The 22,965-nt window shown below is 72.0% G+C and carries 23 protein-coding genes; 12 read left to right on the forward strand and 11 right to left on the reverse strand.

What is annotated here, in order from left to right; all coding sequences use genetic code 11:
- Positions 1-314: hypothetical protein (locus tag ACSNOG_RS23465; RefSeq protein WP_436754675.1), on the reverse strand; the 314-nt coding region annotated here is incomplete at its 3' end.
- A 156-nt stretch (positions 315-470) separates the two neighbouring features.
- Here ACSNOG_RS23465 and ACSNOG_RS23470 point away from each other — a divergent pair.
- Positions 471-1,745, forward strand: a complete 1,275-nt coding sequence (locus tag ACSNOG_RS23470) for a GDSL-type esterase/lipase family protein (protein WP_436754676.1) — start codon at positions 471-473, stop codon at positions 1,743-1,745.
- 2 nt (positions 1,746-1,747) lie between these two features.
- Here the strand turns inward: ACSNOG_RS23470 and ACSNOG_RS23475 are convergent, their stop codons facing one another.
- Positions 1,748-2,875: a GDSL-type esterase/lipase family protein gene (locus ACSNOG_RS23475; protein ID WP_436754677.1), complete on the reverse strand. Its 1,128-nt coding sequence runs from the start codon at positions 2,873-2,875 to the stop codon at positions 1,748-1,750.
- A gap of 385 nt (positions 2,876-3,260) precedes the next feature.
- Here ACSNOG_RS23475 and ACSNOG_RS23480 point away from each other — a divergent pair, with 385 nt between their 5' ends.
- The 4 genes from ACSNOG_RS23480 (at position 3,261) to ACSNOG_RS23495 (ending at position 7,274) form a co-directional block, all read left to right on the forward strand.
- A complete protein-coding gene (locus ACSNOG_RS23480) occupies positions 3,261-3,689 on the forward strand; it encodes a helix-turn-helix transcriptional regulator (protein ID WP_436754678.1) in 429 nt (142 codons plus the stop codon).
- A 10-nt stretch (positions 3,690-3,699) separates the two neighbouring features.
- On the forward strand, positions 3,700-4,116 hold the full coding sequence (locus ACSNOG_RS23485; RefSeq protein ID WP_436754679.1) for a VOC family protein: 417 nt from the start codon (positions 3,700-3,702) through the stop codon (positions 4,114-4,116).
- Positions 4,117-4,195: 79 nt separating this feature from the next.
- Positions 4,196-6,583, forward strand: coding sequence for an ATP-binding cassette domain-containing protein (locus ACSNOG_RS23490; RefSeq protein WP_436754680.1), 2,388 nt, complete (start codon positions 4,196-4,198; stop codon positions 6,581-6,583).
- 58 nt (positions 6,584-6,641) lie between these two features.
- Entirely contained in the window at positions 6,642-7,274 is a 633-nt protein-coding gene (locus tag ACSNOG_RS23495) for an AAA family ATPase (protein ID WP_436754681.1), read from the forward strand.
- A gap of 53 nt (positions 7,275-7,327) precedes the next feature.
- On the opposite strand, the gene ACSNOG_RS23500 is transcribed toward ACSNOG_RS23495, so the two are convergent.
- Entirely contained in the window at positions 7,328-8,005 is a 678-nt protein-coding gene (locus tag ACSNOG_RS23500; protein WP_436754682.1) for a lipoprotein, read from the reverse strand.
- A gap of 167 nt (positions 8,006-8,172) precedes the next feature.
- Positions 8,173-8,715, reverse strand: a complete 543-nt coding sequence (locus ACSNOG_RS23505; RefSeq protein WP_436754683.1) for an RICIN domain-containing protein — start codon at positions 8,713-8,715, stop codon at positions 8,173-8,175.
- Positions 8,716-9,011: 296 nt separating this feature from the next.
- Between ACSNOG_RS23505 and ACSNOG_RS23510 the strand changes: the two genes are divergently transcribed.
- The 3 genes from ACSNOG_RS23510 (at position 9,012) to ACSNOG_RS23520 (ending at position 11,294) form a co-directional block, all read left to right on the forward strand.
- Positions 9,012-9,962: a pseudouridine-5'-phosphate glycosidase gene (locus ACSNOG_RS23510; RefSeq protein ID WP_436754684.1), complete on the forward strand. Its 951-nt coding sequence runs from the start codon at positions 9,012-9,014 to the stop codon at positions 9,960-9,962.
- Positions 9,959-10,909 (forward strand): carbohydrate kinase family protein, encoded by a 951-nt coding sequence (locus ACSNOG_RS23515; RefSeq protein WP_436754685.1) that lies wholly within the window; start codon positions 9,959-9,961, stop codon positions 10,907-10,909. Before ACSNOG_RS23510 ends, ACSNOG_RS23515 begins: the two co-directional genes overlap by 4 nt.
- Before the next feature lie 250 nt (positions 10,910-11,159).
- A complete protein-coding gene (locus tag ACSNOG_RS23520) occupies positions 11,160-11,294 on the forward strand; it encodes a hypothetical protein (protein ID WP_256791784.1) in 135 nt (44 codons plus the stop codon).
- A 351-nt stretch (positions 11,295-11,645) separates the two neighbouring features.
- Here ACSNOG_RS23520 and ACSNOG_RS23525 read toward each other — a convergent pair whose 3' ends face one another.
- The 5 genes from ACSNOG_RS23525 to ACSNOG_RS23545 all read right to left on the reverse strand — a co-directional run bounded on the left by ACSNOG_RS23525 (position 11,646) and on the right by ACSNOG_RS23545 (position 17,907).
- The gene (locus ACSNOG_RS23525; RefSeq protein ID WP_436754686.1) at positions 11,646-13,241 is read right to left on the reverse strand and encodes an ADP-ribosylating toxin; all 1,596 of its coding nucleotides are present in this window, start codon (positions 13,239-13,241) and stop codon (positions 11,646-11,648) included.
- Between the two features lie 188 nt (positions 13,242-13,429).
- Positions 13,430-14,155 (reverse strand): hypothetical protein, encoded by a 726-nt coding sequence (locus tag ACSNOG_RS23530; RefSeq protein WP_436754687.1) that lies wholly within the window; start codon positions 14,153-14,155, stop codon positions 13,430-13,432.
- Positions 14,156-14,355: 200 nt separating this feature from the next.
- Positions 14,356-15,246 (reverse strand): TIGR03619 family F420-dependent LLM class oxidoreductase, encoded by an 891-nt coding sequence (locus ACSNOG_RS23535; RefSeq protein WP_436754688.1) that lies wholly within the window; start codon positions 15,244-15,246, stop codon positions 14,356-14,358.
- A gap of 111 nt (positions 15,247-15,357) precedes the next feature.
- A complete protein-coding gene (locus tag ACSNOG_RS23540; RefSeq protein ID WP_436754689.1) occupies positions 15,358-16,422 on the reverse strand; it encodes a sulfotransferase family protein in 1,065 nt (354 codons plus the stop codon).
- 6 nt (positions 16,423-16,428) lie between these two features.
- The gene (locus ACSNOG_RS23545) at positions 16,429-17,907 is read right to left on the reverse strand and encodes a tetratricopeptide repeat protein (RefSeq protein WP_436754690.1); all 1,479 of its coding nucleotides are present in this window, start codon (positions 17,905-17,907) and stop codon (positions 16,429-16,431) included.
- Positions 17,908-18,167: 260 nt separating this feature from the next.
- Here ACSNOG_RS23545 and ACSNOG_RS23550 point away from each other — a divergent pair, with 260 nt between their 5' ends.
- Positions 18,168-18,656: a glutathione peroxidase gene (locus ACSNOG_RS23550; protein WP_436754691.1), complete on the forward strand. Its 489-nt coding sequence runs from the start codon at positions 18,168-18,170 to the stop codon at positions 18,654-18,656.
- 73 nt (positions 18,657-18,729) lie between these two features.
- Here ACSNOG_RS23550 and ACSNOG_RS23555 read toward each other — a convergent pair whose 3' ends face one another.
- Positions 18,730-19,803, reverse strand: a complete 1,074-nt coding sequence (locus ACSNOG_RS23555; protein ID WP_436754692.1) for an aldo/keto reductase — start codon at positions 19,801-19,803, stop codon at positions 18,730-18,732.
- Between the two features lie 142 nt (positions 19,804-19,945).
- Here ACSNOG_RS23555 and ACSNOG_RS23560 point away from each other — a divergent pair, with 142 nt between their 5' ends.
- From ACSNOG_RS23560 to ACSNOG_RS23570, 3 genes are all read left to right on the forward strand, one after another.
- Entirely contained in the window at positions 19,946-20,578 is a 633-nt protein-coding gene (locus tag ACSNOG_RS23560) for a TetR/AcrR family transcriptional regulator C-terminal ligand-binding domain-containing protein (RefSeq protein ID WP_436754693.1), read from the forward strand.
- A gap of 175 nt (positions 20,579-20,753) precedes the next feature.
- Complete coding sequence (locus ACSNOG_RS23565; protein WP_436754694.1) at positions 20,754-21,254, forward strand: hypothetical protein; 501 nt, start codon at positions 20,754-20,756, stop codon at positions 21,252-21,254.
- Positions 21,255-21,499: 245 nt separating this feature from the next.
- Positions 21,500-22,606: a PP2C family protein-serine/threonine phosphatase gene (locus ACSNOG_RS23570; protein WP_436754695.1), complete on the forward strand. Its 1,107-nt coding sequence runs from the start codon at positions 21,500-21,502 to the stop codon at positions 22,604-22,606.
- Positions 22,607-22,683: 77 nt separating this feature from the next.
- Here ACSNOG_RS23570 and ACSNOG_RS23575 read toward each other — a convergent pair.
- Positions 22,684-22,965 (reverse strand): transglycosylase SLT domain-containing protein (locus tag ACSNOG_RS23575; RefSeq protein WP_436754696.1); only part of this gene is annotated, 282 nt, incomplete at its 5' end.

The following is a 22,965-nucleotide window of genomic DNA, read 5'->3' on the forward strand; positions in this document are numbered from 1 at the left end:
GGAGCAGGAGGGGCCGGAGCCGGGGGCGCAGGGGCAGGCGGCCGGGCCTTGCGGCACTTCAGCCACACCTCCGCGTCCACGGTGAGCACGTGCGCGGTAACGTCCAGGCAGCCCTGGCCGTTGTCGTCCACCTCCGCCCGGGCGTTGCCGCCCAACGCGTTCACGGTGACGTTCGAGGGCGGATGCGGCGGCAGCAGGCTCGGCAGCCGGTGCAGGACGGCGTCCACCGACGTGTTGCCCGTCGCGACACTCGCGCCGCCGTCGTCGGCCGCCGCCTCGCCCGCCATCGCCAGCACGGCAGCCGTGGCCAGCATCACTGCGTACCGTGTTCTCCGCCGCCCCGTCACGCGGAACAGCCTGCACGTCCGCCGGCGTCCCCACTCGCCTTCCCGCGAGATTCCTCCGATGGACGGAAAAAGCGAACGGATAATGATTCGGCGGACCGTGCATCCGCCGCGCAGAATGCAACCATGAACGACCGGCTCGAAGACGTAGACGACGCAAGCGACGTAGGCAGCGCACCCGGCACCCCCGCCGCGGCCCCGGCGGCGGACCGGACGACGACACCCGCCACCGCGTCCATCACCGTCCCCATCACCGCGGACCTCCTGCGCGGCGCCCTGGACCTGGAGCACACCGAACACGGGATCCTGCCGCACCGGCTGCCCGCCCGCGCCAGGGCCCAGTGCACGGACGGGCAGTTGACCATGGTGGAGGCCCAGCCCTCCGGCGTCCGGCTGGTGTTCCGCACACGGGCCACCGTGGTCGAGCTCGACGCCCTGCGCACCAAGAACGTCTACCGCGGCGCCCCACCCCGCCCCGACGGCGTCTACGACCTGCTCGTCGACGGCCGCCCGGCCGGACGGTCGAGCGTGACCGGCGGCAACGTCCTGATGGTCGACCTGACCAACGGGTCCACGGAGACCCGTCCCGGCCCGGTCGGCACCGTCCGGTTCTCCGGCATGCCCGACCGCCTCAAGGACGTCGAGATCTGGCTGCCGCACAACGAGATCACCCAGCTGGTCGCCCTGCGCACCGACGCCCCCGTGGAGCCCGTGCCGGACGGAGGCCGCAGGAAGTGGCTGCACCACGGCAGTTCGATCAGCCACGGCTCCGACGCCGCGAGCCCCAGTACGACCTGGCCCGCGCTGGCCGGTTCCCTCGGCGGCGTGGAACTGACCAACCTGGGTCTGGGCGGCAGTGCTCTGCTCGACCCGTTCACCGCCCGCGCCCTGCGCGACACCCCCGCGGACCTGATCAGCATCAAGATCGGCATCAATATCGTCAACGCCGACGTGATGCGCCGGCGCGCCTTCGGCCCTGCGGTGCACGGCTTCCTCGACACCATCCGCGAGGGCCACCCGACCGTCCCGCTCCTGGTCGTCTCCCCCATTCTGTGTCCCATTCACGAGGACACCCCGGGCCCCAGCGCCCCGGACTTCAGCGAGCTCAGCGAGGGGAAGCTGCGGTTCCAGGCCACCGGGGACCCCGCGGAGCGGGCCTTCGGGAAGCTGACCCTCAACGTCATCCGGGAGGAACTGGCCCGCATCGTGGAACAGCGGGCGGCCGAGGACCCGAACCTGCACTACCTCGACGGCCGCGAGCTCTACGGCGAGGCGGACTTCGCCGAACTGCCGCTGCCCGACCAGCTCCACCCGGACGCCGCCGCGCACCGCCGCATCGGTGAGCGCTTCGCCGCCCTGGCCTTCGGCTCCGGCGGCCCCTTCGCGGCCACCCGCGGCTGAACCTAGTCCTGCGCCGGGCGGATGCGCATGGCGGCCGGCGAGCCGTCGCCCAGGTAGTCGGCGACGCAGCCGTACCGGCCGGGCCGGGCCGCCGCCACGAGGCCGAGGCAGGCTCCCAGCGCCCGCTGGCCGAAGGCGTTGGGGTGCATCGACTCGTCCAGCGTGCCCTGGGTGTTGGCGTAGTCGAGGAAGCGGAACCACTCGTGGTGGCGCGCGTCGGGTCCGGCGGCGCCCACCTGGGTGGTTCCGAGGGCGCAGACCTCGTGTCCCGCCATCGTGTCCTTGAGGTCGAGGAAGTCCGCGCCCCGGGAGGCGGCGACGTCGCGGAGCAGGGCGGACAGCCGGGGAACGAGGGTGTAGCGGGCCCAGGAGGCGTCCCGGTCGTTGAAGGGGCAGCCGTCCCTGCGCAGGCGGTCCGGGTCGCCTTCGCGCAGGCGGAACTCCTCGCCGCCGGGAATCGGTGACGGGTAGGACTGCAGGACGAGGCGGTAGTCGCCGTCGCCGTAGCCCGCGGCCGCCATCGTGGCCCGGACGTCGTCCACCACCGCGGACACCTTCGCCCGGACGGCGGGCAGTTTGCGGTCGGCCTCGGCCGCCTGCTTCTTCCAGCACAGGCGGCTGAACGCCCAGTCGTAGGCGCAGTCTCCGATGATGGTGCCGAAGCCGAGATCGTTGCCGCCGACGGACAGGGCGACGAGCGTGACCTTCTTGGTGCGGGCGATCTGCGCGAGCCGGTCGGTCTGCGGCGCCTCCCCGTTGAGGGGCTGACCGCCCCGGGCGGTGCTCAGGACGTGCTGCGTCTCGGCGCCGGAGCAGGCGAGGTTGACGCGTTCGGCCACGGGCAGGGGCGCGGTGAGGATCTCCGCGACGTCCGAGCGGTGGCAGCCGCCGACCGCGGCCGTCGTGCCGTAGACGCGCCCCGGGTCGTACGCGGTGCCGGTCCAGGCGCGGTCGGTGCCGTTGCGGCCCTTGTCGTAGCGGTCGGTGTTGCCGAGCCAGCGGCCGCCCTCACCGGAGATGAAGCTGTCGCCGAGCGCGACCGCCACGGACGGCCCGGACGGCGGGGCCGGGACCGGAGCGGGGGCTACGGCGGCGGCTCGTACGGGCGCGGCGGTCGCAAGTGCTGCCACGGTACTGAGGGTCGCGCCGAGCAGTATGGTGCGCGCAGGGCGGCGGGCCTGTCTGGAACGTGCGAGGCGTAAGGACACGGGGGTCTCCTCCCGGTGGGCGGGTTACGGCTCGGTGCGCGAGGTGCGGCAACGAGGAAACCCGCGGCCCGGCGCCGGCGCAAGAGGCGTGACGCGGAAGGAACGGCGCCGGGCGGCGAACCACCCGCGCCCCGCGGGAGTGGGCGCGGCGCAGGGAGTGGATCTCCACGAGCCGGGCTCCGAGGAGGTCTACGTGATCTCCGGGACCTTCCACGACGGTGAGCGCGACCATCCGGCCGGCTCCTTCCCCGTGCCGGCACCGGGATCGGGACGGGCGCCTGTCAGTGCCGGGTGCGATGCTGGTCGCGTGAACCTGGATGACCTCGTCCGCCTGCGCCGGGCCCGTGACCTGATGGACCGCGAGTACGCGAAGCCGCTCGACGTTCCCGCGCTGGCGCGCTTCGCCCTCATGTCGCCGGGCCACTTCTCCCGCAGCTTCCGAGCGGCCTACGGCGAGACGCCGTACGGCTACCTGATGACACGCCGGATCGAGCGGGCGAAGGCGCTGCTGCGGCGGGGTGACCTCACGGTGACGGAGGTCTGCTTCGAGGTCGGCTGCACTTCGCTGGGGTCGTTCAGCTCCCGCTTCACCGAGCTGGTCGGCGAGAGCCCGAGCGCGTACCGGGCCCGCGGTCACGACGACGGCGCCGCCGTCCCGCCCTGCATCGCCAAGATCCACACGCGGCCGGTCCGACCGGTCAGGAATGGAGAAGCGAAACGTGACGGCCGCCCGTAGCGTGAAGCGCATGGACATCAAGCTTTCCTCCTGCTTCATCGCCGTCGACGACCACGACAAGGCGCTCGCCTTCTACCGGGACGTGCTCGGGATGGAGGTGCGCAACGACGTCGGGTTCGAGGGAATGCGCTGGGTGACCGTCGGCGCGCCGTCGCAGCCCGACGTGAACATCGTTCTCGAACCGCCCCTCGCGGACCCCAACGCCTCGGCCGCCGACAAGCAGGCCATGGCAGAACTGCTGGCCAAGGGGCAGCTGCGCGGTGTCATCTTCCACACCGACGACTGCGACGCGACCTTCGAGCGCATCCGTGCCGCGGGCGGCGAGGTGATGCAGGAGCCGGTCGACCAGCCCTACGGCGTGCGCGACTGCGCCTTCCGCGACCCCTCCGGCAACATGCTCCGCTTCACCCAGCCCCGCGGGCAGTGAGTCCGGCGCCCGCGGACACCGGGCGCTGCCCTGCCGGCATCCACGACCCTGCACGACCTCGTACGGAGACAGAGACACGATGAGCACGGCCAAGAGGGCGAAGACCCAGCCGCCCGCGCCGCACCTTGCCGACAGCCACGATCTGATCCGCGTGCACGGCGCGCGCGTGAACAACCTCAAGGACGTCAGCATCGAGATCCCCAAGCGCCGGCTGACGGTGTTCACGGGCGTCTCCGGCTCGGGCAAGAGCTCACTGGTGTTCGACACGATCGCCGCGGAGTCGCAACGGCTGATCAACGAGACCTACAGCGCGTTCGTCCAGGGCTTCATGCCGGCACTGGCGCGGCCCGAGGTCGACGTGCTGGAAGGGCTGACTACCGCGATCATCGTGGATCAGCAGCGGCTGGGAGCCGACCCCCGCTCCACGGTCGGCACCGTCACGGACGCTAACGCGATGCTGCGCATCCTCTTCAGCCGGCTCGGGAAGCCGCACATCGGCCCGCCCAGCGCGTACGCCTTCAACGTCGCGTCGGTGCGGGCGAGCGGCGCGATCACGGTCGAGCGCGGTGCGAAGAAGGCGGTGAAGGCGACGTACCAGCGCACGGGCGGCATGTGCCCGCGGTGCGAGGGGCGGGGCACGGTCTCGGACATCGACCTCACCCAGCTCTACGACGACTCCAAGTCGCTGAGCGAGGGTGCGCTCACGATCCCCGGCTACAGCATGGACGGCTGGTACGGCCGCATCTTCACCGGCTGCGGGTTCTTCGACCCGGACAAGCCGATCCGCAAGTACACCAAGAGGGAGCTGCACGACCTCCTCCACAAGGAACCGACCAAGATCAAGGTCGACGGGATCAACCTCACGTACGAGGGGCTGATCCCGAAGATCCGGAAGTCGATGCTGTCCAAGGACGTCGACGCACTGCAGCCGCACGTCCGCGCGTTCGTGGAGCGGGCGATGACGTTCGCCACCTGCCCCGAGTGCGACGGCACCCGGCTCGGCGAGGGGGCCCGTTCATCGAAGATCAAGAAGGTGAGCATCGCCGACGCCTGCGCGATGGAGATCAGGGACCTGGCCACGTGGGTGCGGGGCCTGAAGGAGCCGTCGGTGGCGCCGCTGCTCGCCGCGCTGCAGGGGACGCTCGACTCGTTCGTGGAGATCGGTCTCGGCTACCTCTCGCTCGACCGGCCGTCGGGCACGCTGTCGGGCGGCGAGGCACAGCGGGTCAAGATGATCCGCCACCTCGGCTCGTCGCTCACCGACACCACGTACGTCTTCGACGAGCCCACCACGGGCCTGCACCCCCATGACATCCAGCGGATGAACAACCTGCTGCTGCGGCTCCGGGACAAGGGCAACACGGTGCTCGTCGTGGAGCACAAGCCGCAGACGATCGCGATCGCCGACCACGTCGTCGACCTCGGCCCCGGCGCCGGTGCGGCGGGCGGCACCGTCTGCTTCGAAGGCACCGTCGAGGGGCTGCGGGCGGGCGGCACCGTCACCGGCCGCCACCTCGGCGACCGGGCCGGCCTGAAGGAATCGGTCCGCAAGCCCACCGGCAAGCTCCCGGTCCGCGGCGCGACGGAGCACAACCTGCGGAACGTGAACGTAGACATCCCGCTCGGCGTGCTGACCGTCGTCACCGGAGTGGCCGGCTCCGGCAAGAGCTCGCTCGTGCACGGCTCGCTCCCCGCCGACAGGGGAGTCGTCTCGGTCGACCAGACCGCGATCCGCGGCTCCCGGCGCAGCAACCCCGCGACGTACACCGGTCTGCTCGACCCCGTGCGCAAGGCGTTCGCGAAGGCCAACGGCGTGAAGCCGGCGCTGTTCAGCGCCAATTCCGAGGGCGCCTGCCCCACGTGCAACGGCGCCGGCGTCATCTTCACCGACCTGGCGATGATGGCCGGTGTCGCCACCCCGTGCGAGGACTGCGAGGGCAAGCGGTTCGAGGCCTCGGTCCTCGAATACCGCCTCGGCGGCCGCGACATCAGCGAGGTGCTGGCGATGTCGGTGACCGAGGCCGAGGAGTTCTTCGCCGACGGCGAGGCGCGCATCCCCGCCGCGCACAAGATCCTCACCCGGCTCGCCGACGTCGGTCTCGGCTACCTCGGCCTCGGGCAGTCGCTCACCACGCTGTCCGGCGGCGAACGGCAGCGCCTCAAGCTCGCGACCCGCATGGCCGAGAAGGGCGGCGTCTACGTGCTCGACGAGCCGACCACCGGCCTGCACCTCGCCGACGTCGAGCAGCTCCTCGGCCTGCTCGACCGGCTCGTGGACTCCGGCAAGTCCGTCATCGTCGTCGAGCACCACCCGGCGGTCATGGCGCACGCCGACTGGATCATCGACCTCGGTCCCGGCGCCGGACACGACGGCGGCCGGATCGTCTTCGAAGGCACCCCCGCCGACCTCGCCGCCGCCCGCTCCACCCTCACCGGCGAACACCTGGCGGAGTACGTGGGCGGCTGAGGACCGGCATCGCCGGTCCCGGAGGCGCGAGCTCCCGGGACCGGCGTAGTGTCGGTGCATGCTCCTGTGGATCAACGGGCCGTTCGGCGGCGGCAAGACGCAGACCGCGCACGAACTCCGGCGCCGGCTTCCGGGCAGTGTCGTCTGTGATCCCGAGCATGCCGGATTTGGCCTGCACCGGATGCTGCCCGCATCGCTGCGCGGCGATTTCCAGGACCTTCGCGCATGGCGGCAGGGCGTGTACGAGGTGCTGGACCTGGCCCTGACCGAGTACGACGGGACCCTGATCGTGCCCATGACGATCGTGGAGCCCGGTTATTTCCAGGAGACCGTCGGACGGCTGCGGGAACGCGGTCACGACGTCCGGCACTTCGCCCTCCTGGCCGACCGGCGAACCGTTCTCAGGCGGCTCCGCGAGCGGAATCTCGGGCACGTGGTGCGGGTCATCGCGGGAAAGGATGCTCCGCTGCGCCGGGAGAGCTTCGCCGTGTCGAAGCTCGACCTGTGCTTGGAGCGCCTGCGCAAGCCCGAATTCGCGGAGCACGTGTGGACCGACCGGATCACCGTTCCGCAAGTCGCCGATCACATCGCCGCCTCGGCCGGGCTGTCCCTCGTCCCGAATACCGACCGGGCTCTCCAAGGACGGCTGCGCCGCGTCTGGACGGGGATCAAGCACATCCGGTTCGACTGAACTCGGCCATGAGGGGATCGGCCCGGCGCCGACGCCGTACGGGGGGGGCGGGTTCAGGACGTGAGCGTCATGGTCTTCTTGGCCAGTTCGTAGGCCGGGAGCATTTCTTTGTGCTCTTGGCTGTCGAGTCCGCCCAGGTGCACGAGGGTGACGCCCTTCGGCGTCTTCACCGCGAGGGCTCGTTGTTCTCTCGGCTCGTCCGTGAGGGCGCTCTTCTGCGTGTAGACGACCTCCGCGGCGGCCAGGTCGCCGGCCTTGACGTCGCTGATCTTCCGGTCGGTGACGTGCTTCTCCTCGGCCATGTACGTCTCGAGCGCCCCGCGTGCCGAGGAGCCGGCCCGGTCGGTCGTCCATACGCGCATGAAGCCGATGTTGCCCGCGGGCTTGGCGTCCAGTTCGCAGCTGCCCCTGAACGCCGTGTGGCCGGTCAGTTCGGCCAGGAGCTTTCCGTCCTCGGCGGAGAGGCCCGAGGGCTTCCACGCCTTGGCGAGTTCGAAGGACACCGGAAGCTCACAGGCCGAGCCGGCGGGGCCGATCCGGGTGACCTTCTTCGCGTCCGGCCTGCCGGTGTTCTTCTCGGCCTTCTCGGCCTTCTCGTTCTTCGCGGCCAATTCGGCCGGGGCCGTGGACTCCCGGGTGCCGTCGCCGTCCTTGTCCGCGGCTGACGAGCAGCCGGACAGCACGCCGATCGTGAGGACGACGGATACCGCACCCTGCGTGAGCTTGCGCATAGAGCCTTTTCTCGTGGAGTGAATCAACCGCGCAAATCTAGCCGCTGCAGCCGGAGCGTTCCCAACCGTTATTTACGTCCCCTTTCCCGGTGGACCGGCGTGCCGTGCCCGGCGGGACGGATCCCGCCGGGCACGGTTTCCAGCAGTGGGCGCGCCCGAGGCGGCCGCTAGATGTTCCAGTAGTGGTCCGCCCAGGTGCCGCAGGGCCACTGGATGGCCTTCTCGCCCTGGACGCGGCTGGCGCCGGGGATGGCGAGGCACTGGCCGCTGTTCCAGTTCACCAGGCGCGTGCCGTTGCCGGTGGCGTCGATGCCCCAGTAGTGGTCCGCCCAGGTGCCGCACGGCCACTGGATGACCTGCGTGCCCGGCGTGGTGCTGGCGCCCGGCACGGCCAGGCACTGCTGGCTGTTGAGGTTTCTTATGCGGTAGTAGTTGCGCCCGCCGTTGTTGAAGGCGTACTCGAACTGCCAGTAGTGGTCCCGCCAGCTGCCGCAGCCCCACTGGATGAGCCCGATGCCGTTCTCGGTGCTGCCACCGGGTACGGCCAGGCAGTGGGCGCTGTTGGCGTTGCGGATCCAGCCGTAGGAGAGCGCGCCGTCCGTGCCGGGCTTGGTGTCCGGTACCGCGGCGGAGGCTCCGGTGACGCCGGAGGTGAAGAGAGTCGCTGCGGCGGCCGCCACGACTCCCAGGAGGCGGTAGTGCGACTTCATGTGTCCCCTTCCTCGTACGAGAGAAGTGCCTGGATCATGAGTCGTACATGCCGTGCGTGCCGTACGTGCCCCACGTGCCGTGCTTGTCCGCGGCCCGAAGCCCGCGCCGGGGCCGGGCCGGGGGCCGGGCAAGGCCGCACGCTATAGCCGTTCGCCCGGAAACGGCAGATGCCGGATGGGACCCCTGCAAGTTGGCGGGAAGCCGCTACGCTTCCGGCCGCGCGTCCCGGGGAACAGCTCTGTGCATCGAGGATCCGGTGAGCAGTGCCGTGCTCGGCGCGACAGGAGGGCCTGCGATGTCAGAAGAGTCAGTGGTGGCGGCGTCCGAAGAGTTGGTCCGGCCACCGTGGTGTGTCTCGGACGAAGTGCGCGAGGCCCTCGACCGGGGCCGGCCGGTGGTCGCCCTCGAATCGACGATCATCGCGCACGGCCTGCCCCGGCCACGGAACCTGCAGGTGGCGGAGGAGCTGGAGGAGCTCGTACGGGCCGGCGGCGCCGTCCCCGCGACGGTGGCGGTGCTGGACGGGCGGCCCCACGTCGGGCTGGACGAGGCGCAGTTGGCGCGGGTTGCGGGCGAGAGCGGGCTCCGCAAGCTGGGCCACCGCGACCTGGCACCGGCGGTCGCGGCAGGGGCGAGCGGGGCGACCACGGTGTCCGCGACCGCCTTCCTGGCCGCCCGGGCCGGGATCCGCGTCTTCGCGACGGGCGGCCTCGGCGGGGTGCACCGCGAGTGGGCGCAGACCCAGGACGAGTCGGCGGACCTGCGCCTGCTGGCGAAGGTGCGGATCGCGGTCGTCTGCGCGGGGGTGAAGTCGGTCCTGGACGTGCCGGCAACCCTGCAGCGCCTGGAGACGCTGGGCGTCGGCGTGCTGGGCTTCCGGACGGCGGAATTCCCGGGCTTCTACCTCAGCAGCTCCGGAGAGCCCGTCGACTGGACGGCCGGTTCGGCGGCGGAGGTGGCGGGGGTGCTGCACGCTCAGGACGCGCTCGGCGGCCCGCCCTCGGCCCTGATCGTCGCGAACCCCGTCCCGGCGGCGGAGCAGCTCGACCCGGCCCTGCACGACCGGGTGCTGGCGCAGGCGCTGGCAGCGTGTGCGAGCGAGGGGGTCACGGGGCAGGCCGTCACGCCCTTCCTCCTCGACTACCTCGTCCGGCACACCGACGGCGCCTCCCTGGAAGCCAACGTGGCCGCGGTGCGGGGCAATGTGCGCCTGGCGGCCGAGATCGCGACGGCGTACGCCGCATGACCGGCACCCGCACCGGCACCCGCGACGGCGCCGGGACGGCCGGCGCGGCGCTGCTCGTCGTGGGCGACGTGGTGACCGACGTCGTCGCCCGCCACCGCACGCCGCTCGCTCCCGCGACCGACACGGCGGCGCGCATCGCGACCCTCCCGGGCGGCGCGGGCGCCAACGTGGCCTGCTGGGCCGCCCGTTCGGGTGCCCGCGACGTACGTCTCCTGGCCCGTGTGGGCGCGGACGCGGCGGGCCTGCACGAGCGCGCGCTGCGCGGGGCCGGGGTCCGCCCGCACCTGGTGACCGACCCCGAGGCGCCCACCGGCACGGTCGTCTCCCTGGTCGGCCCCGACGGCGAGCGGACGTTCCTCACCGACAGCGGGGCGGTGCTGCGTCTGTCCGCTGCCGACTGGAGTGACGGCCTGCTGGCCGGAGCCGGCCGTCTGCACGTCTCCGGCTACCTCTTCTTCGGGGACGCGAGCCGTACGGCCGCCCGCGCGGCGATGGAGGCGGCGCGCGCCCGCTCCGTGCCGGTGAGCATCGACCCGGCATCCGCGGGCTTCATCGCCCGCTTCGGCGTGGACCGCTTCCTGGAGGCCGTCGCGGGTGCGGACACGTTCCTGCCCAATCACGACGAAGCCGCGCTCCTCACCGGTCTGCCGGAGCCGGCCGACGCGGCGGCCAAGCTGAGCCGGCACTTCCCCCTCGTGGTGTGCACCCAGGGCGCCGGGGGCGCGCTGGTGGCCTCCTGCGGCGAGGTCGTCGCCCGCGTCCCGGCCGAGCCCGCCACCGCGGTGGACACCACGGGCGCGGGCGACGCCTTCACCGGAGCCTTCCTCGCCGCCCGCCTGGCGGGCCAGGGTCCTGTCGCGGCGGCGCGTCAGGGCTGCCGGGCCGGTGCCGAAGCGGTCACCCGCCTCGGTGCGCGCCCGGCCCTCCCCCACGACCCGCCTCCGTAGGCCGCGCGCGGTCCACGGGGCGGCGTTTGCGGAGGAAGGGACTCGCCGACGTTCATCTGCCAAATACCATGCATTTGGGTGTTACGCCCATAAAGTTACCTTGTGCAGTACCAGCGCTGACCCCGGGTCAGCCTGTCACGTCGGGGCCTCACCCAGGGGTCTCGGGAGGGGCCGGTTGCGCTGCCACACCCGAGGGCCCTCTTAGGGTCTCGCCGGCCGGCGGGTCTCTGGTCCGAGGAGAGGCGCACACATGGTGCAGCACAGAAGGCCGAAAGCGCCGGTCGACTGGAACCTGGTCCGCAGCGCGGCCCGAGCAGTGACGCCCTGGGTGGAGCTGCTGACGGCCCTCACCGCTCTGGCCCTGGCGATGACCGGCAGGGGCTGACCCGCGGGGCGTATCACCAGTACGCCCCGTGGAGCCAACTCTCCGGCCTGCCCGCCGCGGGGCCGGCCCCGCGGCGGGCACTGCTGTGTCCCGGCCGCGTGACGACGGCACGGAAGGCGCGACGGCGCACGTGCCCGTCGCCACCTGCCGGCTGTCCGACGAGCCCACACACTAACGCACGGGAGGGGGCCCCGCCGGGGACCGCGACGCGACCGCCAGCCACCTGGCGGACACCAGCGGCCGCCGTCCCGCGCATCCGCGGGACGGCGGCCCTCCGGGCGGGTGAGCCACGGCGCGCCGGGCCGCGGACACCGCCGTCCGCCGCGGAGCGCGCCGGCGTCGCCGATCGCGTCAGCGCTGCCAGTCCTCGTTCCAGATGAGCGTGTTGCACTGGGCCACTTCGGCCTTCGCCCGGACGACGGCGCGCTGCTTCGACTCCAGGATCCGGCCCTGGTCCGTCTTCAGCCGGTAGAAGACGTCGAAGGTCCGGCTGGAGCCGAGCCCGTGGGGAACCAGCCAGCCGGGGGACTTCCCGTCGGCCACGGGGTACGCGTACTCGCTCCCGCCGCGCTCCCTCACCACGACCTGCGTCTTCGCGGGAACCTTCTCGTGCGGCGGGACCTTCCCTGCCGTCTCCCACAGGACGTCCATGTACGTCCACCACACGCTGCACGGCAGGGAGGCCCGCGGCACGGGCAGGATCGGCAGGACGCCCGTCTCGAGACGGGGTGCCGGGGGCGGGTCGGCGGTCGCGGTGCGGAAGACGTCGACGAGCACCTCGACGAGCTGCTCGGCGAGGAGGGCCGCGTCGACGACCTCGCCGACGACGGGGACGACCTGGGCGGCCGCGAGAGCGGCGAGCGCCACGGCGTTGACGGCGACGGCCTCCGGGTCACCGTGCCGGATCCCGTCGGCGATGCCGAGGGCCTGCCCGAGGCCGGGAACGACGGCGCCGGTGACCGCCACCTTGTCGAGAGTGGTGGCGTCCTTGTCGGAGAAGGTCTTCGCCATGCCGTAGACCCAGGTCCCGACGCCCGCGGCGGTGGCGGCCACGTGGGTGCCGCTGACTTCGCGGACCTTGGCGTGGGTGAGCTCCGCGGTGGCGTGCGCCTCGCTCCAGGTCGGGCCCTTCGGTTTGCGCTGCGGCAGCCGCTCCACGTGCCCGGCGTCCCGGGCGACCTTCTTGGCCGTGGCCTTGGCCTTCACCTCGACCTCGTCCCAGTCCACGGGCAGGCAGCGGTCCGCGGCCCGCTTCGCGCGTCCGGAGCTGCCGGCGGGGGCGAGGCAGTTGGCGGGGGCGGCCGCGTAGATCGCGGCGTCCAGGGCGGAGTTCTTGCCCCTGAATTCGACGGCCTTCTCCGCCTTTCCGCGCTCCGCCACCTTCCACGGGACGATGAGCTCGCTCTGCCCGGTGCCGTCGTCCGCGATCTTCAGGACGGTGTTCTTCTCGCCGAGGGCGTCCATCAGCGGCTTGTCCTCGGGGACGCCGAACTCGCTCTTCACGAATTGCAGCTGGCGCTTCAGGAATTCCTCGCCGGTCTCGTTCGCCTTATGCGCGAGGTGGACCGTGGCGACGTCCACCTCCTCCGGAAGCGTCACCCTGACCACTCCCCCGGCCGCCGTGCCCGCCTCGTTCGTGCTGTATCCGGCGGCGTGGCCGGTGGTCTCGGCCAGGTAGAGCCCCTTCCAATCGGGATCGTGGTTCCCGGCGGTGCCCACCGGGCGCAGCCCTTCGAGGATCGAGTCGAGGTGACCGGGTTTGTAGCCGTGGAAGCCTTCCAGTCCGGTCTGCTTCGCCCGGGATATCCGGTCGCCGCCGGGCCCGGGGGCGGGGGCGGCGTGGGCGAGCTCCGCTGAGGCGGCGGCCATCATCCCGGCGAAGGCCGTGGTGGCGAACATCCGCTGAAGTGCGGGCCGCTGCCGTCTCGCCGGCTTCGCAGGTCTCATCGCAACACGCATACTGCTCCTCTGTTTCAAGGGGGGACATGAGGGGTGATGCGGAAGTTGACGATGATCCTGCCGTACGGGGACAGCCGGGAATATTGGCCATAAGGAGGGCAGTCGGCGCTCCGGCCCCCGCCGGGCGAACGACTGACCCCCACCGATCGGAGGGGGTCGTTCCGTTTTTCTGCGGTTCAGTTCAGAGAGGCGCTCTCCATCACCTGGTCCACCTCTCGGGCTTCCACCGGGCCGCCCGGCTGGGCGATGCCGAGGAGGAAGGCCGAGCGGCTGTCGTCCACCGAGACCAGAGTCAGGCGGAGATGCCCCTCGCCCCCGGACCCTTCCGGGCCTCCGGTGCCGCCGCGCTTGCCGTCGCGCACCCTCAGCGCCACCGTGTGCGCGGGGCGGCCGTCGACCGTCGCCGCCCGGGATTCCTCGACTTCGGAGCTTCCGTCGGGATAGAAGAACACCGCGTTCGAGCGCGCCGCCCGCTCGGCCTGCCGCTGCAAGGCGGGCTGGGGCACGGCCGCGGCGCGCCCGGCGAGGACGGTGCTGCCGCCTTCGCCGCGGGTGCTGTCGCCGGAGCCGGAAGCGGAGCCGGTACCTGGACCGGTACCGGCGTGTTCCTTGGTGACCGACGAGGTGAAGGCGCCTATCAGCTTCCCTTGCTCCTGGTGCTCCCACCCTTCGGGGATCGCGTAGGAGAGCCCGGCGGCGCCGTCCGTCACCCGGGGGCGGCCGGCGAAGGGCGACGAGTCCTCGTCACGCGTCAGCCACCAACCGGCGGCGACGCCGGCGGCCAGCAGCAGGACCAGTGCCGCCACCGCGCCGGCCACGAGCATCCGCTGATTGCCCGGCCGGGCCGGCGGAACGGGCGCCGGGGGCGCGGGCAGAAAGGCGAGGTGAGGCGTCGTCGTCATGATCACAGCATCCGGAACCCGGCCGGTTCCGTCCTGAGCACGCGTACTCACTCGCGTACTCATTCGGCGCACCGGACTGACGGACACCCCGGCGAGCTGTCGAGCGACGAGCTGTCGAGCGGCGAGCTGTCGAGCGGCGAGCTGTCGAGCGGCCTCAAAGCGTACGAGCCAGGCACCTGACGTAACGTCCGCCCCGGCCCTCAACCACCCGCGCGGACCCGTTCCAGCACCTTGATGCCGAGGTCCAGTGCCTCCTGCGGTTCGGAGACCGACTGCTGCAGGTCGATGAAGCAGCTGTCGGCGCCGGAGTCCCGCACTCCGGCCAGGACCTCGGCGATGTCCTCGTACGAGGCGCCCGGGCGCGGGTTGTGCCGGATGTGCTGCTTCAGGGCGTCCGGGTCGCGCCCCGCCTCCTCCGCGGCGCGGCGGGCCGCGCCCCACAGCGCGGCGTGCATCCCAGGCGCCACGGTGACGCCGACCCAGCCGTCGGCGCGGCGGCCGATGCGGCGCATCGCGGCGGGAGTGAAGCCGCCCAGGTAGACGGGCGGACGGGGCCGCTGGGCGGGCCGGAGGCCGACGTGGGCGCGGGGAATGCTCCAGTGGGGACCGTCGTGGCCGAACTCGGTCTCGCTCCAGATGCCGTAGAGGATGTCGAGGATCTCGTCCAGGCGGGCACCACGCCGGCCGAAGTCGGCGTTGACGGCGGTGTATTCGTCGCGCAGCCAGCCGACGCCGAGCCCGACGTCCAGCCGTCCCCCGCTGACCCGGTCGAGGGAGGTGAGTGTCCGGGCGAGCAGCAGGGGCGGGTGCCAGGGCGCGGTCAGGGTGCTGGTGCCGAGCCGCACGCGGCCGGTGGCCGTGGCGGCGACGGTCAGCACGGTGAGGGGGTCCAGGAAGGTCTTGTACTGCTCCGGGTAGGGGTTCTCGGGGGTGTGCCCCGGATAGATGTCGCTGGGAGCCACGGGGGTCAGTGCGCGGTCACCGACCCACAGGGAGTCGAATCCGGCGGCCTCGGCGTCCCGGGCGAAACCCGCGATCACCTCGGTCCGGGCATGGCTGCCGTACTGGGGCAAGGCAATACCTATCTCCATGAACCCATCCTGGCGGGAAGGGCGGGCGGAGCCCGGTAACCCCGCTTGTGACACCCGCCACTCGCCGAGGATGCGTGGTCAAGTCTCCCGGGGCGCTTATCGGACGCCCGGTCAGCGGCTCGGCTGCCCTTCCAGGGCCCGGATGCCCGGGGCGCAGCTCTCCCTCAGTTCGCCGAGTTCGGCGGCCGTCAGCTGGCGGGCGGAGCCGCGCCGGCTGTGGTCGAGCAGCGCGCACCCGGCGTCCAGCCACTGCGGGAGGGGGTCGACGCCGGCGAACGCGGCGAGGCGGGTCAGTTCCTCGCGCGGGGCGTCGAGCAGGTCTTCGTAGGCGAGGGTGGTGCGCCGGCCCTCGGGCAGGGGGCCGAGGAATGCGATGCCCTGGATGACGAGGTCCGACCACAGGGTTCCGAACCCCCGCAGCGGCAGGTCCCGGTCCCGTACGAGCGCCGGATCGAAGCGGTCTTCGAGGAGCGGGGCCAGATCCGGCGGCAAGGCGCGCACGTGCTCGTCGGTCAGATCGGCGAGGTCCTCGACGCCGGCCCGTGCCTTGATCTCGCGCAGCAGGCAGATCGTGCGGAAGCCGACGTGGCGGCTCATGGAGAGGGCGCAGTCCGGGCCGTCCCTGAACAGGTGTACGAAACGTGCGTGCGGGAAGGCGGCCCGCAGCTGCGGGATCCAGCGCGTCGAGTAGCCGGAGCGCTCCACGACGGCCGCGCGCCCGAACCGTGCGCAGAGCAGGCCGAACAGCGCCAGGTGGTGTTCGGCGGCGGTGCGCTCGGGCCAGCCGACGACCGACTCCCGCAGTTCGTCGAGGAGCGCGTCCGGGTCGTCGGTGAGGTGGGGCAGCACCATCAGGGAGAGCGCGGGAATGCCCGTGGTCTCGGACGCGTACCGCCCGGGGCGGCGCGTGTAGAGGAACTCCGGAAGCGGCAGCCCGCTGCGGATCAGCCGCTCGTAGCGGGGCACGGGGCGGGCGAGCGGCTGCCAGAACTCCTCGCCGGTCAGCTTGCCTTCGGGGAAGGCGGTGTCGCCCACCGAGGCCATGAATTCGTTCAGGCTGAGGACGTGCGGGTGGGCGTTGACGATACGGGACAGCGCCGTCGAGCCGCTGCGGCCCGTGCCGACGACGAAGGTGGGGGTGTACGGGGACGTGTACGGCGACGTGTACGTGCTCACGCCGGTTCAGACCTCCGCCGATGCCGATGCCGATGCCGATACCGAGGCCGCGGCCGATGCCGGCACCGAGGCCTGCTGCGCGGTGGCACGACGCCGCGCGGCATCGGCCCCCGCCGTATCGCCGAGCCGGTCGGCGAGCCGGGCCTGCGCACCCCAGGTGTACGGGCACAGGGGCCGTACGCTGAGGCGTTCGCTCAGGAGCGTGCGCGCGAGGTCGTGGTGGCCGCTGCGCACGGCCGCCTCCACCAGGGTCCGCTGGACGGCGTCCCGCTGCGCGTGGCTGCCGCCGAACGTGTGCAGGCGGTGCCGGATCGGGAGCAGGAGGGCGACGACGTCGTCGTAGCGGCGCCGCCCGTAGGCGGCGAACGCCCGGCACACGGGCAGGCCGACCTCGGCGGTCATCGCCAGGTTGGACTGGCCGGCCGTGTGCGGGCCGGCCTGCCGCACCCAGGCTTCCCGGTCCCGGATGAGGCTCTCGGCCTCGGCGATCCGGCCCGCGCCGACGTGGGCCATGACGGCGTGCGCGTCGTTGAAGGCGTAGTAGGGGCCGTCCTGCCGTGCCGCCCAGGCGTCGGAGAGCGCGCTCCAGCGATCACCGGCGTCGATGGCGATGCCGGTTCCGTCGCCGGTGTCAGGGCCGGTTCCGTCGCCGGCCAGGTAAAGCCGCCACAGCAGGGACGCCGCATCCAGCATTTCCATCGCCAGCCCGGCCGATTCCCCGTGGTGCAGGACGGCGTCATAGACGCCGAGGACCCGGTCGGTACGGCCCGCCGCCAGGTTGTAGAGGGCGTAGTGCCACGAATTGTGGACGTTGAGGTAGTTGCCGTCCGCCCAGTCGGCCGTCCGCTCGTCCAGATAGCGGATGCCGTCGGCGAACATCCCCCTCATCTCGTACGCGTGGACGACGGCGTGGATGCCCCACACGTCGCGGGCGTTGCGCTCCACTGCGGACAGGCCTGCCTGCTCCGCCTGCGCGTAGTGGCCCGCTTCCTCGAGGCCGAACGCGTACATGCCGAGCAGCAGGCCGTAGTGCGGGTCGTCCTCGTCCCAGGCGGTCAGGGCCCCGCCGATGCGGTCGCGCAGCAGCACGGCGTTGCCGGTGAAGAAGTCGATCTGATGCCCCACCGCCAGGGCCAGCGCGTCCCGCGGGTGGGCGACGTGGAGTTCGCCGAGCACCCGGCCGGCTCCCAGGAGGTCGCCGTTCAGCCAGGAGGAGGCGGCCTCGACGTGCATCCGCTCCCGCGGAGTCACCTCCGAGAGGTGCACGCCCCTGCGGAAGTCCTCGAAGGACTTCCGCGCCGCCGCCGCGTCCTTCTCCTCCGTGCCCAGCAGACCGAGGTAGGCCAGGAGGACGTTGCCCATGACCGAGCGCGGGGAGTCGGCGACCGCCGCCTCCGCCTCGGTGACGACCTCCGAGCGGAAGAAGAGCAAGGCCTCCAAGGCCTTCTCGTAGTGCCGCACCGCATCGGCGCCGGTGAACGTCATCGCCTGAGCATGCCGGTCCGATCCCACTCCCGCTCCTCCCGCTCGGCCGCCGTGACAGCGCCGCCCTCCGGCCGGAGGCCGACGGGACGGCAGTACATGCCTGCCCGGTCCTGCGGGCCCGGACGCATGATCGCGGGGTTGTCGTGAAGCGGCCGTGCGTGACGGACATAGGGGCAGAGGAGCAGAGGAGCAGAGGCATACTGGCCCACAGGCAAGTCGAACTGATCATGCAGCAGCCGAGCAGAAGTCAAGGAGCCATCGTGTCCATCCACGACGTGGAGATCGGCGCCCTCCAGGGCGGCCCCGCGAATCTCGCGCAGTACCGCGGCAAGGCCGTCCTGGTCGTCAACGTCGCCTCGAAGTGCGGCCTGACCCCGCAGTACGCGGCGCTGGAGAAGCTGCACGCGCAGTACGCCCCGCGCGGGTTCACGGTGCTGGGCGTGCCGTGCAACCAGTTCATGGGGCAGGAGCCCGGGTCCGCCGAGGAGATCGCGTCCTTCTGCTCGGCCACCTACGGCGTGACCTTCCCCATGACGGAGAAGACCGACGTCAACGGCGAGCAGCGGCACCCTCTGTACGCCGCCCTCGTGGACACGGCGGACGCGCAGGGTCACACCGGTGACATCCGCTGGAACTTCGAGAAGTTCCTCATCGCGCAGGACGGCAGCGTCGTCGCTCGTTTCAGCCCGCAGACCGAGCCGGACGCCCCCGAGGTCGTCTCGGCCGTCGAAGCGGTCCTGCCTGCCTGACCCTTGCGGCCTCCGTCCGGCTCGCGGTCCGCGGAGCGGACCGGACGGAGATCCGCCGCCTGCGCCTCGTCGCCTACGCCTCGCCGTCCGCGCTCTGCGGAAGCTCCATGCGCCGGACCGGGTGCGGGTTGAGGCGGGCGAAGCCTTCCTGGCGCTCGTAGGGGAAGTACGGGTACGGCGCGGTGGTGCTGCTCGCGGCGTCGAGCCTCGCCACCTGATCGGCGGTCAGGTTCCAGCCGATCGCGCCGAGGTTCTGCCGCAGCTGCGCCTCGTTGCGGGCGCCGATGATGACGGAGGAGACCGTCGGGCGCTGCAGCAGCCAGTTCAGGGCGATCTGCGGCACGGTCTTTCCGGTCTCTTCAGCGATCTCGTCGAGGGCGTCGACGACGCGGAACAGCAGCTCGTCGTCCACGGGCGGTCCGTAGTCGGCGGTGGCGTGCAGACGGCTGCCGGCCGGCAGCGGCCGGTCCCGGCGGATCTTCCCCGTGAGGCGTCCCCAGCCCAGCGGGCTCCAGACGACGGCCCCCACGCCCTGGTCGAGGCCGAGCGGCATGAGCTCCCACTCGTAGTCGCGGCCTATGAGGGAGTAGTAGACCTGGTGTGCGACGTAGTGCGGGTAACCGTGCTTCTCCGCGGTGCCGAGGGACTTCATCAACTGCCAGCCGGCGAAGTTGGAGACGCCGGTGTAGCGGATCTTCCCGGCCCGGACGAGGCCGTCGAGGGTGGAGAGGACTTCTTCCACGGGGGTGCCCGCGTCGAAGGCGTGGAGCTGGAAGAGGTCGATGTAGTCGGTGCCGAGGCGGCGCAGGGCGTCGTCCACGGCCTTGACGAGGCGTGAGCGGGAGGTTCCCGCGTCCGCCGGGCCCTCGCCCATGGGCAGGCCCGCCTTGGTGGAGAGGATGACCTCGTCGCGGCGGCCCTTGATCGCGGCGCCGAGCACCTCCTCCGAAGCGCCGGCGGAGTAGACGTCGGCGGTGTCGAACATGTTGAGGCCCGCCTCGAGGCAGATGTCGATGAGGCGCCGGGCCTCCTCGGCGTCGGTGTTGCCCCATGCCCCGAAGAGCTCCCCACGCCCGCCGAACGTGCCCGCGCCCATGCTCAGCGCCGGAACCATCAGTCCTGAAGCGCCCAGTCGTCGGAATTCCACAGCGGTTCCCTTCCCCTTGTGTCCCCTCGTGCCGCCCCTGCGCCGCACGGGCGCGGAACGACACCGCTACCGGGACTGGCGTCCCGTTAAGATGGGTTTACCGTAGCAGAGCCCGAGCCACTAATGGAATAGGAGTCCCGTTATGGAGCCCAGGAGTGCGGAACCGGGAACCGTTCGTCCCGGCGGGCGCACCGCCCGCGTGCGAGCCGCCGTGCTGCAGGCCGCCGGAGACGCACTGGCCGAGGGCGGGCTCGCGGGCCTCGACCTCGCCGACGTGGCCCGTCGCGCGGACGTCGGCAGGACGACCGTGTACCGCCGCTGGGGAACGCCCTCCGGCCTGGTCGCCGACCTGCTCGCCGACATGGCCGAGCAGTCCCTCCCGCGCGCCCGTACCGGCACGCTCGCAGGCGACCTGCGCGCCAACGCCCGCCTCGTGCAGCGCACGCTGGCCGACCCGCGCCAGGGCCCGCTCTTCAAGGCGGTGATCGCCGCCGCGACGGGCAACGACGAGACGGCCTCGGCCCTGCGCCTCTTCTACGACACCCGCGTCGCGGAGTGGGAGCCCTGCGTCCGGGAGGCCGTCGAACGAGGCGAGCTGCCCGAAGGGACCGACACCCACGAGGTCGTCCGGTCCGTCTCCGCTCCCCTCTACTACCGCCTGCTGACCACCGGCGCGGCGCTCGACGAGGCGGCGGCGGACCGCGCGGCCGCGGCTGCCGTCGCGGCCGCGCGGGCAGGGGCGTACGTCACGGCTGACGCTCCGGCCAAACAGTGAAACGAATGCGTCATCGCGAGGCGAACGGCGGCGGCCGGCGCACGGGGGATGCATACAGTCCGGTGCAGTCCCCATCCGGCCGCATCCGGGCGCCTCGCCCAAGGCTGACCGGGGCACCGCGCCCGGCCCCCGACCGGGGCCGCGGTGGATGCGCCACTCGACGAAAGGAACTTTCGTGAGTAAGAGGACCACCACCACGAGGACCACCACCCTGCTGGCGGCCGTGGCACTCTCCGTCGTCGCCTTCGCCGGGCAGGCGGGCGCCGCGCAGACCGCGGGCCACGCGAGCGCGGCGGCAGCGGCCACCCCGGCCGCCGCGAGCGCGGCGGCCAAGCCGGGCGTCCAGGCCACCCGTACCGTCTACGCCCCGTTCGCCTTGGAGCGGGACCAGTCGCTTGCCTCCGACACCGCCCACCTGGTCATGCAGTCCGACGGCAACCTCGTGATCTACGACGAGTTCGGCAGAGCCCGCTGGGCCTCCAGAACCGTTGGCCAGGGGTGGCGGGCCGTTCTCCAGGAGGACGGCAATTTCGTGGTCTACACCCGCTCGGGCAAGGCCGTCTGGTCGTCCAGAACCGGCGGACACCCGGGTTCGCGCCTGGTCGTGCAGGACGACGGCAACGTCGTCATCTACGACGGCAGCCAGGCGATCTGGGCCTCCGGCACGAACCACTGATCCGGCGGCTCCGACTGATTCCGGCTGACTCCGGCTGACTCCGGCTGACTCCGACCGGCTCCGACCGGCTCCGACCGGCTCCAGCCGGCTCCAGCCGAATCCGAGCTGATTCCACCCGCCCGTCGCGCGGCCGGGCCCTTCACGGGCCTGCTGCACGGCGGGCGTCCTGCGGGAGGGAGGGCGGCTGCGCATCCGGCCCGTGTCGTAGGAGCCGCACAGAGGGGGTGGAGAGGTAAGCAAGGGGCATGCGCATTCAGTTCCCTCCGGCGGGGCCCGGCTCCACGGGACGTCGGCGCGCGCTGATTGCCGGCCCTCTGCTCCTCATCGCCGCCATCATGGCGGCCGACCTGCTGAGCGGCCCCGACATCCACCTCGGCCCCCTGCTGATCGCGGCCCCGGCCCTCACCGCGGCCTTCGGCGGCAAGCGACTGACCGCCTTCATCGGCGCCCTGGCCGTAGGCGGCCAGATCGCCCTCGGCGTCATCTTCGGCCGGACCGCGACCGCCGATCACCAGACGCAGACCGGGGCCCTGTTCCTGGCCGTCTGCTTCATCGTCGCCTTCCGCGCCCTGCGCGAACGCCACGAGCAGGCGCTGGACCGGGCCCGATGGGTCGCCGACGTCGCACAGAAGGTCCTGCTCAAGCCCCTTCCGTCGCGCATCGGACCCCTGGAGCTGGCCTCGGAGTACGCGGCGGCCGAGGCGGAGGCACAGATCGGCGGAGACCTCTACGCGGCCGTCCGCGCCCGCGGCGCGACCCGCGTCCTGATCGGGGACTGCCGCGGCAAGGGGCTCAACGCCGTCGGGGACGCCGCCCTGCTCCTCGGCGCCTTCCGCGCCGCCGCCCACCGCTTCCCGCCTCTCGCCCGTCTCGTTGCCCACCTGCACAACACCGTCTACTGGGACGCGGAGGAACCCGCCGACGAGCTCGCGGCGGGCGAGAGCTTCGTGACGGCGGCCGTGCTGGAGATCCCCGACGACCGGCCCCTGGTCCACCTCGTCAGCTGCGGCCACCCGCCCCCGCTGATCGTCCGCGACGGCGAGGTCACCACGCTGGCGGTCTCCGACCCCGACCTGCCCTTCGGCCTCGGCACCCCCACGACGGAGGACGACTACGAACCCGAGGCCTTCGCCTTCCACGACGGCGACCTCCTCGTGCTCTACACCGACGGGGTCATCGAGGCGCGTGACCCCCGCGGCAACTTCTACCCCCTCGCCGAGCGCCTGGCCTCCTGGAACGAACGCGAGCCCCAGCGCCTCATCCAGCGCATCCGCCAGGACCTCCTCGCCCACGTCGGCGGTTCCCTCGACGACGACGCCGCGCTCGTCGCCATCCGGCGTGTCCCCCTGTGAGGCATGGCCCGGGTATGCGGCGAGGGCGGTGGCGCCCCTGATGAGGGGTGCCACCGCCCTCGCGCGGTGTCTGTGGATCAGTACGCGGAGTTGACGTTGTCCATCGAGCCGTACTTGTCGGCCGCGTAGTTGCAGGCGGCGGTGATGTTGGCGACCGGGTCGTAGATGTCCCAGGACGTGCCCTCGACGTGATACGCCTTGAACGTCGGGTCGATCATCTGCAGCAGACCCTTGGACGGGACGCCGTTGACGGCGTTGATGTCCCAGTCGTTGATCGCACGAGGGTTACCCGTCGACTCACGCATCACGTTCCGCTTGATGCCGTCGTACGAGGCCGGGATGCCCTTGGCACGCAGGAT

Origin of the sequence: Streptomyces sp. URMC 124 (assembly GCF_051386455.1) — a bacterium.
In the GTDB taxonomy this organism is placed as follows: domain Bacteria; phylum Actinomycetota; class Actinomycetes; order Streptomycetales; family Streptomycetaceae; genus Streptomyces.

Bases quoted from the DNA above. Each gene is read 5' to 3' on its own strand.
- ACSNOG_RS23485 (WP_436754679.1), top strand. From the start codon at position 3,700: ATGGACATCAAGCTTTCCTCCTGCTTCATCGCCGTCGACGACCACGAC.
- ACSNOG_RS23505 (WP_436754683.1), bottom strand. From the start codon at position 8,715: ATGAAGTCGCACTACCGCCTCCTGGGAGTCGTGGCGGCCGCCGCAGCG.
- ACSNOG_RS23520 (WP_256791784.1), top strand. From the start codon at position 11,160: ATGGTGCAGCACAGAAGGCCGAAAGCGCCGGTCGACTGGAACCTGGTC.
- ACSNOG_RS23525 (WP_436754686.1), bottom strand. From the start codon at position 13,241: ATGAGACCTGCGAAGCCGGCGAGACGGCAGCGGCCCGCACTTCAGCGG.
- ACSNOG_RS23535 (WP_436754688.1), bottom strand. From the start codon at position 15,246: ATGGAGATAGGTATTGCCTTGCCCCAGTACGGCAGCCATGCCCGGACC.
- ACSNOG_RS23500 (WP_436754682.1), bottom strand. From the start codon at position 8,005: ATGCGCAAGCTCACGCAGGGTGCGGTATCCGTCGTCCTCACGATCGGC.
- ACSNOG_RS23515 (WP_436754685.1), top strand. From the start codon at position 9,959: ATGACCGGCACCCGCACCGGCACCCGCGACGGCGCCGGGACGGCCGGC.
- ACSNOG_RS23470 (WP_436754676.1), top strand. From the start codon at position 471: ATGAACGACCGGCTCGAAGACGTAGACGACGCAAGCGACGTAGGCAGC.
- ACSNOG_RS23510 (WP_436754684.1), top strand. From the start codon at position 9,012: ATGTCAGAAGAGTCAGTGGTGGCGGCGTCCGAAGAGTTGGTCCGGCCA.
- ACSNOG_RS23545 (WP_436754690.1), bottom strand. From the start codon at position 17,907: ATGACGTTCACCGGCGCCGATGCGGTGCGGCACTACGAGAAGGCCTTG.
- ACSNOG_RS23490 (WP_436754680.1), top strand. From the start codon at position 4,196: ATGAGCACGGCCAAGAGGGCGAAGACCCAGCCGCCCGCGCCGCACCTT.
- ACSNOG_RS23495 (WP_436754681.1), top strand. From the start codon at position 6,642: ATGCTCCTGTGGATCAACGGGCCGTTCGGCGGCGGCAAGACGCAGACC.
- ACSNOG_RS23530 (WP_436754687.1), bottom strand. From the start codon at position 14,155: ATGACGACGACGCCTCACCTCGCCTTTCTGCCCGCGCCCCCGGCGCCC.
- ACSNOG_RS23570 (WP_436754695.1), top strand. From the start codon at position 21,500: ATGCGCATTCAGTTCCCTCCGGCGGGGCCCGGCTCCACGGGACGTCGG.
- ACSNOG_RS23560 (WP_436754693.1), top strand. From the start codon at position 19,946: ATGGAGCCCAGGAGTGCGGAACCGGGAACCGTTCGTCCCGGCGGGCGC.